Annotated in this window: 10 protein-coding genes; 3 read left to right on the forward strand and 7 right to left on the reverse strand. The window is 45.7% G+C overall.

Translation table 11 applies throughout. The annotated features are described in order from the left end of the window. The first annotated feature begins 281 nt into the window (after nucleotides 1-281). From acnB to lysC, 3 genes are all read left to right on the forward strand, one after another. Nucleotides 282-2,894: a bifunctional aconitate hydratase 2/2-methylisocitrate dehydratase gene (gene acnB / locus V7R42_RS05000; RefSeq protein WP_334019372.1), complete on the forward strand. Its 2,613-nt coding sequence runs from the start codon at nucleotides 282-284 to the stop codon at nucleotides 2,892-2,894. Between the two features lie 72 nt (nucleotides 2,895-2,966). Next, nucleotides 2,967-3,416 (forward strand): DUF192 domain-containing protein, encoded by a 450-nt coding sequence (locus V7R42_RS05005; protein ID WP_334019105.1) that lies wholly within the window; start codon nucleotides 2,967-2,969, stop codon nucleotides 3,414-3,416. A gap of 60 nt (nucleotides 3,417-3,476) precedes the next feature. Continuing rightward, nucleotides 3,477-4,826: a lysine-sensitive aspartokinase 3 gene (lysC, locus tag V7R42_RS05010; RefSeq protein WP_334019106.1), complete on the forward strand. Its 1,350-nt coding sequence runs from the start codon at nucleotides 3,477-3,479 to the stop codon at nucleotides 4,824-4,826. Between the two features lie 63 nt (nucleotides 4,827-4,889). On the opposite strand, the gene V7R42_RS05015 is transcribed toward lysC, so the two are convergent. From V7R42_RS05015 to surA, 7 genes are all read right to left on the reverse strand, one after another. Then, nucleotides 4,890-5,471, reverse strand: coding sequence for an SOUL family heme-binding protein (locus V7R42_RS05015; RefSeq protein ID WP_334019107.1), 582 nt, complete (start codon nucleotides 5,469-5,471; stop codon nucleotides 4,890-4,892). Nucleotides 5,472-5,698: 227 nt separating this feature from the next. Further along, a complete protein-coding gene (locus V7R42_RS05020; protein ID WP_334019108.1) occupies nucleotides 5,699-7,723 on the reverse strand; it encodes a HAMP domain-containing methyl-accepting chemotaxis protein in 2,025 nt (674 codons plus the stop codon). A gap of 282 nt (nucleotides 7,724-8,005) precedes the next feature. Then, a complete protein-coding gene (locus V7R42_RS05025; RefSeq protein ID WP_334019109.1) occupies nucleotides 8,006-8,833 on the reverse strand; it encodes a symmetrical bis(5'-nucleosyl)-tetraphosphatase in 828 nt (275 codons plus the stop codon). Nucleotides 8,834-8,840: 7 nt separating this feature from the next. Then, nucleotides 8,841-9,215, reverse strand: coding sequence for a Co2+/Mg2+ efflux protein ApaG (gene apaG, locus V7R42_RS05030; RefSeq protein WP_334019110.1), 375 nt, complete (start codon nucleotides 9,213-9,215; stop codon nucleotides 8,841-8,843). A 7-nt stretch (nucleotides 9,216-9,222) separates the two neighbouring features. Continuing rightward, complete coding sequence (rsmA, locus tag V7R42_RS05035; protein ID WP_334019111.1) at nucleotides 9,223-10,050, reverse strand: 16S rRNA (adenine(1518)-N(6)/adenine(1519)-N(6))-dimethyltransferase RsmA; 828 nt, start codon at nucleotides 10,048-10,050, stop codon at nucleotides 9,223-9,225. Next, nucleotides 10,047-11,033 (reverse strand): 4-hydroxythreonine-4-phosphate dehydrogenase PdxA, encoded by a 987-nt coding sequence (gene pdxA / locus V7R42_RS05040; RefSeq protein WP_334019112.1) that lies wholly within the window; start codon nucleotides 11,031-11,033, stop codon nucleotides 10,047-10,049. The genes rsmA and pdxA overlap by 4 nt, the downstream gene beginning before the upstream one ends. Before the next feature lie 13 nt (nucleotides 11,034-11,046). Further along, nucleotides 11,047-12,360: a peptidylprolyl isomerase SurA gene (gene surA, locus V7R42_RS05045; RefSeq protein WP_334019113.1), complete on the reverse strand. Its 1,314-nt coding sequence runs from the start codon at nucleotides 12,358-12,360 to the stop codon at nucleotides 11,047-11,049. Nucleotides 12,361-12,363 lie beyond the last annotated feature (3 nt).

Here is a 12,363-nt window from a genome sequence, read left to right on the forward strand (position 1 = left end):
AGGAAGCTACATGTGCAACTAACACCTTGCCTTTAAATCATAAAACCCTATAACTTATTTATAGGGTTATTGCTAAGGTGACTTTGCTTATTTCTTTTTAATCGCTTTTGTCGTTTAAAAGTAATGGTATGAATAGCGGTTATAAGTGAATTAAAAGGCAGCAAAATTTAAAAGATGAGCCCGTGAAGTTATACTGTTCATGATTGATTAAACACACCTTGCGTCAAGTGCGTACAAGAATGTTTACTCCCATCGCGCAAGCTAACTTAGAGGAAGAGACTGTGTTACAAGACTATCGCAATCACGTTGAAGAACGTGCCGCTCAAAATATTCCACCTAAACCGCTTAACGCTGAACAGGTAGCTGGCCTGGTTGATTTATTAAAGAATCCACCAGAGGGTGAAAGCGAATTCCTTTTAGAACTGATTTCAGAACGTGTACCGCCTGGGGTTGATGAAGCGGCCTACGTTAAAGCGGGCTTTTTAAGTGCAATCGCTAAAGGCGAAGACAGCTGTGAGCTTATCTCTAAAGAAAAAGCCGTTGAGTTATTAGGTAATATGCATGGTGGCTATAACATTGCCACCTTGGTTGAACTACTTGATGACGAAGCGCTTGCGCCGTTGGCAGCCAAAGAGCTAAAACACACCCTTCTAATGTTTGATGCTTATCACGATGTGGAAGAAAAACACAAAGCGGGTAACGAGCATGCCACCGACATCATTAAATCTTGGGCGGAAGGTGAATGGTTCACGTCGCGCAAATTAATGGACGATAAAATTACTTATACGGTGTTCAAAGTAACGGGTGAAACTAACACTGATGACTTGTCGCCCGCCCCCGACGCATGGTCTCGCCCAGATATTCCTCTGCACGCCCTGGCAGCCTACAAAATGCCGCGCGAAGGTTTAGAGCCAGAAGAGCCAGGCGTTAAAGGCCCAATGGCGCAAATAGAAGAAGTCAAAAGTAAGGGCTATCCTGTTGCTTTTGTCGGTGATGTAGTCGGTACCGGCTCGTCACGAAAGTCGGCAACTAACTCTGTGTTGTGGTTCTTTGGTGAAGACTTACCGGGTGTGCCTAATAAACGAGGCGGCGGCGTGTGCATTGGTTCAAAAGTCGCGCCTATCTTTTTTAATACGATGGAAGATGCCGGTGCGTTGGTGTTTGAAGCCGATGTGGAAAAAATGAATATGGGGGATGTGATAGACATCTACCCCTTTGAAGGCAAAATCACCAACCACGAAACCGGTGAGCTTCTTGCAGAATACAGCTACAAGTCGAAGGTGATTCTGGATGAAGTGCGCGCAGGTGGACGTATCAACCTGATTATTGGTCGTGGCCTTACCGAGAAGGCGCGAGAGACATTAGGTTTAGGCCCAACGGATTTATTCCGTACGCCTGAACAGCCAAAAGACAGTGGAGCGGGTTTCTCGCTAGCGCAAAAAATGGTGGGTAAGGCGTGCGGTGTTGAAGGTATTCGACCAGGTACCTACTGTGAACCTAGAATGACAACCGTGGGCTCGCAAGATACCACGGGGCCAATGACCCGCGATGAGCTTAAAGACCTAGCCTGTCTTGGCTTTACTGCCGATTTAACCATGCAGTCATTCTGCCACACCGCCGCTTATCCAAAGCCGGTGGATATAGAAACGCAGCACACGCTTCCTGATTTTATTATGAATCGGGGTGGGGTATCGCTTCGCCCCGGTGACGGCATTATCCATAGCTGGTTAAACCGTATGCTGCTGCCTGACACAGTAGGCACGGGTGGTGACTCGCATACTCGTTTCCCGTTAGGCATTTCATTCCCCGCGGGTTCTGGCTTAGTGGCGTTTGCTGCAGCAACCGGCGTTATGCCCCTTGATATGCCAGAATCGGTACTGGTGCGATTTAAAGGCGATATGCAACCGGGTATTACGTTACGCGACCTAGTACACGCCATTCCGCTGTACGCCATTAAACAAGGGCTATTGACGGTAGAGAAGAAAGGGAAAATTAACGCCTTCTCTGGCCGTATATTAGAGATTGAAGGCCTAGAAAACTTAACGGTAGAGCAGGCGTTCGAGCTGTCCGATGCGTCGGCGGAACGTTCGGCAGCAGGTTGTACTATCAACCTATCTGAAGAATCGATTGCTGAATACCTGCGTTCAAACATTACCATGCTTCGCTGGATGATTAACGAAGGTTATGGCGACCCACGTACGCTAGAGCGCCGTGCGCAGAAAATGGAAGAGTGGCTAGCTAACCCAGAATTAATGCGCGCCGATACAGATGCCGAGTACGCTGAGGTCATCGAAATTGACCTTAATGAAATTAAAGAGCCCATTGTTTGCTGTCCTAATGATCCAGACGACGCGAAAACCTTGTCTGATGTTGCAGGCGACAAAGTGGACGAAGTATTCATTGGTTCATGTATGACAAACATTGGCCACTTCCGTGCAGCCGGTAAGTTACTTGAGCAGTACAACAAAACGCTACCCACGCGTTTATGGATGTCACCACCGACGAAAATGGACAAAGCTCAATTAATGGAAGAGGGCTACTACAACATTTATGGTCGCGTCGGCGTGCGCACAGAAATGCCGGGCTGTTCACTATGTATGGGTAACCAAGCAAGGGTTGATGCGGGCACAACCGTGCTTTCAACGTCTACTCGTAACTTCCCTAACCGCTTGGGCGATGGGGCGAACGTTTATTTGACCTCAGCTGAGCTTGCCGCGGTGGGTGCCATTGTTGGACGCATTCCAACTGCTGAAGAATACATGGAATACGCTAGCAAAATTAACGCGATGTCGGGTGAAGTATTCCGCTACTTAAACTTCGACAAAATGCCTAGCTTTAAAAAGGCTGAAGAAGAAGCGAAAGCGCGCATTATTCCAACATTGAATGTTGCTTAAAATAGTGTATAAACTACAAAGCCGGGGGCCGTTAAGGTGACCGGCTTTTTTTATGGTGAAAAGGAATGTCTAATGGGGAAATCTTTCTTTATTGTTGCAGCACTTGTATTAACCTTAGGGTGTGCAAAAGCGCAGGTTGACCCTGTATCGTCGCTGAATTCAGTGGACTTTGAATCCGTTACACTGGAGATAGGTGGCAAGCACTATGAAATAGAGTATGCCAAAACCTTCGAACAACGAGTTCAGGGGCTTATGTTTCGTAAAGCCTTGTGCGAAGACTGCGGTATGTTTTTTAAGTTTTCTAGCCCCAAACTCGCGGGCATGTGGATGAAAAATACCTTTGTTCCTCTAGACGTAGCATTTATCGACAGAAAAGGCGTAATAACGGATATAAAACCTCTCACTCCTCATAGTTTGGAGTCGGTCGGATCATCGAAAGAGGTACTTTACGCATTGGAAATGAACCAAGGGTGGTTTGCCGAGAATAATATAAAAGTAGGCGACCAAATTACGATTGATTAACTGCGCAGAGCGCGCGGTTGCTGCTAGCAAAAAGCTAGTTTTATTCTGGAGTTAAATATAGTGACAAATGCCTTATCGATAGCTAAGTTCGGTGGAACTAGCGTTGCGAATTACGAAGTAATGCAGAACTGCGCCCGAATTGTTGCCGGTAATGACAAAACGCGCATTGTGGTAGTGAGCGCTGCAGCAGGTGTAACCAATCATCTAGTAAGTTTAGCGCATACACCTATGACGCAACAGCAAATTGAAGAGACCTGTCAGGCTATTATCAACATTGAGCTGGCTATTCTTAACAAGTTGAAGGATAAAGACGCGGTTGAGCCTAAACTCAACGACTTGTTAGATGAAATGCGAAGCTTAGCGTTTCACGAAGAGATCCTTCACCGCGATGATTTGAAAGATCAGCTGCTTTCTATGGGAGAGCGAATGTCATCGCTGATGTTCGCCTCAGTGCTTGCAGAGCAGGGTGTAAAAACCATGAACTTTGACGTACGTAAGGTGCTGCGTACGGACAGTGAGTTCGGGGAAGGCGCGCCGCAAATCGAAGAAATCGAAAAGCTATCTAAACAACTGCTGGCACCTGAAACTAAGGACGCGATAGTGGTTACTCAAGGCTTTGTTGGTGCCGATGAGGAAGGCCGCACCACAACGCTAGGTCGTGGTGGTTCTGATTTTACGGCGGCGCTACTTGCCGAAGCACTCGATGCCGAATCGTGCGAGATTTGGACTGATGTAACGGGTGTGTACACAACTGACCCACGCATTACTCCAGCGGCCCATCCGTTACCTGAACTCAGCTTTGAAGAAGCCGCGGAAATGGCCACTTTTGGTGCCAAGGTACTACACCCTGCCACCATGGAGCCTGCGCTTCGCAAAGACATTAAAGTGTTTGTAGGGTCAAGTAAAGAGCCTGAAAAAGGCGGTACATGGATTGTGCGTGATTGTGAACACGAACCACCGTATCGCGCTATTACTCGTCGTAAAGAGCAGGTAATGGTGACAGTGAAGACACCAAAGATGATGTACGCGCAAGGTTTCCTGCAGCAGGTATTTGCCATTATCGCTAAGCACAAGCTAAGTGTTGACTTGGTAACCACGTCAGAAATCTCAGTATCTTTTACCCTTGATAATCCAGCCAACTCGGTGGCCCAGCGATTAAATAAAGAGACCATTGCTGAACTGGAAACCATCTGTGATGTAAAAGTGGAAAAAGGCTACGATCTTGTCACCGTTGTAGGTAACAACATGCAAACGGCAGTGGGTGTTTCTAGCAAGATTTTGGCTGCGGTTTCAGACTTCAACCTGCGCATGATTTGTTTTGGCGCCAACCCGCACAACTTGTCGTTCTTAGTTAACGAGACTGATAGCAATGATGTGGTACGCAAACTACACACCGCATTGTTTGAGTAAGCATCTACTGTGCTGAATGACCCCAAAAACGGTCGCCTTAAAGGCGGCCGTTTTTATTTAACATCAGTTTGCAGGTGCTTTCAAAATGTTGACTGGTACAATGATTTCGTGACGTTTATTCCACGGTAGGGTAAATGGCGAATCGTAGCTCATATAACTAGGTTCGCCATCAAGCTTAATATTATTGTCTCTCAGCGCTTTAAGCAGTTTATTCGTATACTGCTTCTTATCGCTGTCTTTGTTGAAGCCTGAATAACGTATAGCGGCAACCGTTCTCGCTGGCACAGTGACGAGCGACACAGCTTCATGCGTGGGCACAGGTGCACTTTCAATGTCATACTTACTGGGCAAGAAAAACATCATGGTGTCCGAAGATGAGACTTCGACAGGAGAGGTCATTGCAATTTCTTTAGAGCGCTTTCCAACTTCTACGGGGGACGTCATTGATACATTGCTACTGGATGTATTCTCACCAGAGATATAATTAAAGAGTAGCTGAAATGCTCCGTTATCCTCATTCCCACTAGACATCACGCCTAACGCTTCATTGTAATGCCTCACTTCAATATCTTCATTTAAGGTCTCGATAATGGAATAAGGTAGCGTTTCTGTATCTTTGTAATATGATGGCTCAGCCTGGCTCACAGTAGACACCAATAAAGTAGTAATTAAAAGAAACATGCTAAAACGGGAAAATATCATGCTGAATTAATGGTTTGTTACGAATAGTGCTTATACGAAACAAAGCGGGTTAATGCTCAGTTAAACTCTTCTAGGATAATCACTATACAATCCGAAAACTCGCTAGCATTACTTTTGAGAATAAAAAAAAGGGGCCGTTGCCCCTTTTAACGTATTCTATGTAAAAAGCGTTACACTTTGAACTGTCTGATAGACTGCTGCAGCTCTTCAGCAAGTCGCGCTACTTCATGACTAGACTCAGACGTTTGCTGGGCACCTGCGGTCGTCTCTTCAGCAATACCTACAATTGTTTCAAGCTTCTCACTGATTTCTTGAGAGACCGTATTTTGTTCACGCGCAGACTGTTCAATCTGAGAGCTCACATCATGGGCTTTGTGAACCGCGTCTGAAATGATGTCCAAAGCCTGCGTGGCTTTTTCAGTTTGCGCTACACACGCTGCAGTTTGCTCTTTGCCTTGGTTCATCACCGACACCGCTTTTTCAGCGCCTGCTTGAAGTACTTCAATCATGGCGTTGATTTCTTGTGTCGATTCTTGAGTACGGCTTGCAAGGGTTCTTACTTCATCAGCAACCACCGCGAAGCCTCGGCCTTGCTCACCAGCACGCGCTGCTTCAATGGCAGCATTTAAGGCGAGTAAGTTGGTCTGATCTGCAACGCCACGAATTACGTCTAAGATACTGCCAATACTTGCACTGTCTTGATGAAGCTTATTGATAACGTCTGCCGCTTCTTGAACATCGCGAGATAGGATCTCTATCGTGTTTTTGTTCTCTAGCGAGATGTTGCGTACGTTTTCAGCTTCGGCATCTGCGTGGCGAATTTGACTTAGCGTATCTTCAGCATTCTGCACAACCAGTTGCGATGTAGAGTGCATTTCAGTGGTTGCTGTTGCTACTTGACCAATTTGTGATTTCTGGTCTTGAATCGAATGAGTAGTCTGCGCCGTCACCGCAGACGTCTGTTCTGATGCTGCTGCCAGCTGTTCAGCGCGAACGTTAATTGCAGTAATCAGTTCCTTTAGATTGCCAATAAGTGTATTACAGTTTCGGGCTAAAAGGCCAAATTCATCTTGCGCCGAATCGTCTAGGCGATGAGTAAGGTCACCCGACGAAGCCACGGTAAGAAGTTCATTTACACGATAAAGCGGACGCGTGATAGCGCGAACAGTTACATAGCCAATGAATGCTGCTACTGCGATAGAGATAATGACAACTACGATAACAAAAGTGTTACCTGTCGCAATGGCGCCATTGACCTCACTTTCCACGTGTGAAGCTTTCTTGTCTGCAAGATTAAGTAGGTTCTCAAGGGCAACCACAGCTTGCGCGATATTTGAGTCTGAAACGTTGAGTGCTTTTTCAGCGTCATTTCTGCGTTCTAGGCGGTCAACATGAAGCTGAGCAACGCCATCATTAGCTTTAATTGCGTTAATAGCGTTATTAACCAAGTCGTTAATATCATCGAGAGTACCAGAATCGTCCCGTCCGCCAGCTGTTTGCATCATGTCACTTAGCTGTGTGACCACCTTCTCGACAACTAAATCAACTTCGTTGCCTAGCGTCTGTGAACGAACCAGTGTTTCTGTCTTAATATATTCGTTGGAAACGGTTAACAAAGAAAGCAGAGAGGTCTCAAGTTGGCTGCCAATTTCTGCTGCGCGCTGAAGGTTTGGATCACGTTGAACGGAGTCTAAGTCTGAAAAATCCAGAAGATACGTAGATGCATCGTCTGCACTGTCTTCTGCATCACCCAGTCTGTCTTGAATTGTATTGCGTATATCAAGATACATTTGGTGATTTTTGTACATCGCTTCAACATTGGTGATATACGCTTCATATGATTCACGTACAGTATTCAGCGTGCTTTTTAGTTCTGGCTCGTCATTAACCGCCTGCGCCAGCTTTTTATATTCGCTTTCAAAGGTATCCTTGGCAGAGTTAAAAGATGTTCGTTTCTCTTTTAAACCGTTTAGATCTTCTTCGATATAACTTTCGAAGGTAAGTCGGCCCATATTGAGAAAGCTAGCTTTGAGCGCATTGCTACCTGCTACGGTGGGGAGAGCAACATCATTAACTTCTTCCGTTGCTGAGCCTATTGAGTTGAGGTTATAAAGTGAAACAACACTAATGACAATCAGAAGTGCGCTAATGGCTACAAACCCCCCGATTACGCGTGTGGCTACCGTTATTTTCATCGGAACTCCTGGATGAGTGTTTTTTATTTTTATCCCAGACGATATTACCCGTCTCAGTAAACAAAATATAGCGATTAAATAAGCTAGTTTGCTATATAACTGAATAGAGAGTGAGACACAATCATCTCTATTGTGAGTAAATGTATCGGCTACAATAACTTAAAGTTTATTTTATTTAGCACCTATGTCTAGTAAGTTAAACTGGTAATACCAGTTAACGCAAGAAATTATGCAACTTAGTATGTGCTATATGTAGTATTGAGAGGCCAGGTTAAGCCAGTGTTATGCAGAAATACTCACAAGTGAGGCGGAGTCCAGGTGCAGCAGAGTCATGCTTTGCCCCCAAACATAACCTGTATCTAGCCCGATAAATTGACGGCTATTTGTTTGCCCTGAAAGCGCGGCCCAGTGTCCAAACACTACCCTTTCGGCGTCTTTTAGTGTTTTATTTGTTACTTCAAACCATGGCTTTAGCGTGCTACTAGTACTGTGCGATACTGCGCTAGGATGAGATTTATTATCGAAATCGAGCGTGCCATCAGTATGAACAAAGCGCATGCGTGTACAGGCATTTACAATAAAACGAAGTCGCTCGTTGCCTGTAAGGTCACTCGACCAGTTACTTGGCTTATTCCCGTACATTTCTGAAAGAAAAGCAGCGTAATCTGTTGATTTGAGAATATTGCTGACATCGTCACTAAGTGAAACACACTCATCGATAGACCATTTGGGGTAAAGCCCAGCGTGCACCATTACTGATTGCTCGTCTAATTTCAATGCCAGCGGGAACTGGCGAAGCCAGTCAATGAGTTCAGTCAGGTCCGCGGCATTGAGAAGAGGCTCTAGCTTGTCTGATTTTTTGGCTTTGCGGATATCATTTACAACAGCAAGCAGGTGAAGATCGTGGTTACCTAGAACACTGTTAAAGTTGTTGCCAAGAGATTTTAAAAAACGCAGCGTGCTTAACGAGTCCTCTCCTCGGGCAACCAGGTCACCTACTGCGAATAATTTATCGTTCGTTTCGTCGAAATTTACTTTATCTAGCGCGCGACGAAGGCCATTGTAACAGCCCTGTATATCGCCGATGACGTACGTATTACCTTGCGTCATAGACACCTTAATGGAGAATACTTGGAATGGCTAAACGGAAAACGCTCACTGGAACGCGAAAACGCTCACCGCTCTCTAGCTTCATGACATAGTAGCCTTCCATATTCCCAACCGGTGTGTCAATGACTGCGCCACTGGTATAGTCGAAATGTTCACCGGCTTTCATGATCGGTTGCTTGCCTACAACCCCATCGCCTTCAACTTCTGATGTTTTGCCATTTGCGTCAGTAATTTTCCAATATCGGCTGAGTAGCTGTACTGTATGGCTGCTATTGTTCTCAATCGTAATGTGGTAGGCAAAGGCAAATTGCTTTGAATCTGACGGAAGATGGTCGGGCAGGTGGCGGGTTTTCACCCGCACTTTAATATCAAGTACATCCATAGAGAACTTATTGCTCTTGTTGGTGCTCTTTTGCCGACACAGCGTTTGCTATAGTGGCAAAATCGTTTAGTGACAGCACTTCAGCGCGAGAAGTTGGGTCGATGCCTAGCTCTCGGATTTCTTCCTCACTCAAACTGTCTTTTAATGAGTTGCGAATGGTTTTTCTGCGCTGGTTGAAAGCTTGTGCGCAAACGCGCTCAAGGGTATTTACGGACTCAACGTCTACAGGAGGAGTCTGATGTGGCACAAGCTTTACTACTGCAGAGTCAACCTTCGGAGGTGGCTTAAACGCGCCAGGCGGAACATTCAACACAGGAATGACGTGGCAGTAATACTGCGCCATGACCGAAAGCCTTCCGTAATTTTTCGAACCCGGTCCCGCTGCCAAACGGTTTACAACCTCTTTTTGAAGCATAAAATGCATGTCTTCGATACAATTCGCGTGGTCAAAAAGATGAAACATCAGCGGCGTTGAAATGTTGTAAGGTAAATTGCCAAACACGCGCAGTTTCTTGTCTTTTATCGGCATCTCTTTAGAAAGGGCGCCAAAGTCCATGGTCATTGCATCTTGTTCAATAACCGTTAGCTTATCGCCATTAAATGGGTGATGTCGCAAGCGCTTAGCAAGATCTCTGTCTAACTCAATGACTGTGAGTGCGTCTACTTCTTCACAGACGGGGTCTGTTAGTGCGCCTAAACCTGGCCCTATTTCTACTAAGTTCTGTTCATTTTTTGGTGCAATGGCCGCAACAATCTTGCCAATCACGTAGTCATCGTGAAGGAAATTTTGACCGAATCGCTTTCTGGCCGTATGGCCTAAGTGTGTTTTACTCATTGTTGATGATGTGCAAGCTCGATGGCTTTTTCCAATGCTTTCCTGAAACTACCGGCGTCGGCTTCACCTTTTCCTGCTAAATCTAGTGCAGTACCGTGGTCTACCGAGGTACGAATGAAGGGTAACCCTAGCGTGATATTCACTGATGCCCCAAAACCCTTGTATTTTAGCACGGGTAAGCCTTGATCGTGATACATCGCTAATACCACATCAGCATTTTCTAGGTATTTTGGCTGAAATATGGTGTCAGCTGGCAGAGGGCCTGTTATTTTTAAGCCTTCTTCTCGAAGTTCATTCAGCGCAGGAATGATGGTATGGATCTCTTCAGTACCAATATGACCATCTTCACCCGCGTGAGGGTTCAAGCCACATACATAGATATGAGGCTCTTTGACACCGAACTTCAGTTTAAGGTCGGTGTTGATAATATGAATGACCTTATGAAGACGCTCTCGAGTGATAGCTTTCGCCACATATTCAAGAGGGATATGGGTGGTGGCCAGTGCCACATTAAGTCCCTCAGTTGCCAATAGCATAACCACATCAATGGTATTGGACTGATAGGCGAAAAATTCTGTGTGGCCGCTGAACGATACGCCCGCTTTGTTGATGATGCCCTTGTGAACTGGGCCTGTCACTACTGCGTCGAAGTCGCCCTCCATGTTTGCCTGACACGCTTGGCGAAGGGTTTCTACTACATATAGCCCATTTTCGCTATCAAGCTCACCCGGCGTGACATCAGCGGATTTATCTATCTGCTTAATAAACAACGAACCCGCATCTTGAATTCGCGGGTTAGTAGCATCGTAATCGATTAGCGTCAACGGCAACCCTAAGGTGCTAGCTCGTGCTTTGAGCATATCGCCATCGGCAAACACGACAAGCTGTGCTTGCCATGTTTCCTGGGCCAGTTTTATTATCAAATCTGGTCCGATACCTGCCGGCTCTCCCGGCGTTATTGCTATCTTAATTGGTGTACTCATGAATAACTTATAGTTACGATTCGATAACTTCTACATAAGCGGCATCGCGCATCTCACGTAGCCAGTTTTCAGTCTCTTCTGAAAATTTACGGTTGAAGATTAGCTGATACGCTTTGTCTTCTTTACGCTTGTCAGTTGCATCATCAATACGACGGTCGACAAGTTGAATTAAATGCCAGCCATGTACGGTGCGCACAGGCTCACTAAATTCACCCGGCTCAAGCTGTGCGAGTGCATCTTTAAATTCAGGCACGTAAACATTTGGATCTGACCAACCTAGTTCACCACCACGAAGGGCTGAACCTGGATCTTCCGAATACTCCTTGGCTAACTCCGCGAAATCAGCGTCACCATTTTTCACTTCTTCTTTGAAACGGCTAAGCATAGCTTTTGCCTTGTCTTCACTAAGGATGATCGACGGCTTAACAAGAATGTGACGTGAGTTAACTTCTTCTACGGTGACTTTCTCGATACCGCGGGTATCTAACACTTTTAATATGTGAAAGCCCGCACCGCTTCGAATTGGACCAACAAGCGAGTCTTTGTTTTTGTTTTGAATAGCTTCAGCAAAAAGCGTAGGCATAGCGTTAATGTTAAGCCATCCCATGTCACCACCTTCTAATGCTTCATTACCTGACGATGATGCAATTGCTATTTTAGCAAAATCAGAGCCTGACTCTAATAGTGAGATAACTTTGTCTGCACGTTCACGTGCCGATTGGATATCTTCATCTGTTGGCTCTGCCGGGAAGCCGATGAGAATGTGGCCTAAGCGGTATTCAGCTTGCTCAGCACCTTGCTGCTCCATCAGGTCAATTAATGTTTCGACTTCCTGTGGCGTGATATAGACACGGCGACGTACATTCGCACGGCGAACTTCACCCATGATAATTTCTTCGCGAATGTCTTCGCGGTAATCATCGTATGCGATGCCTTCTGCTGCTAACTGGGCGCGCAGCTCTTCAATCGTTGCCTTCTGATTAGCTGCAATATTGGTAATAGTTTGCTCTAGCTGTGGGTCGCTTATGCGAATACCCATACGCTCTGCCATTTGAAGCTGAAGGTTCTTAGTGATTAAACGCTCTATAGCCTGTGTACGAAGCGCACGGTCTGATGGTAGCTGTTGACCATTCGCTTCAGCGTTGCGTTTAACGTCTTGTACAAGGGCCTTAATTTCGCTTTCAAGCACAACACCTTGATCAACAATTACAGCCACGCGGTCAAGCATAACCTCTTGCGCAACACTATTAAACGAGAGAAGAGCACCTAACATCAATGCACGGATAATGAACTTCATACACACTCTTTTATTATTGGTTGATTGCATTTA

The organism is Alteromonas sp. S015, from assembly GCF_036864485.1.
Classification (GTDB): Bacteria; Pseudomonadota; Gammaproteobacteria; order Enterobacterales; family Alteromonadaceae; genus Alteromonas.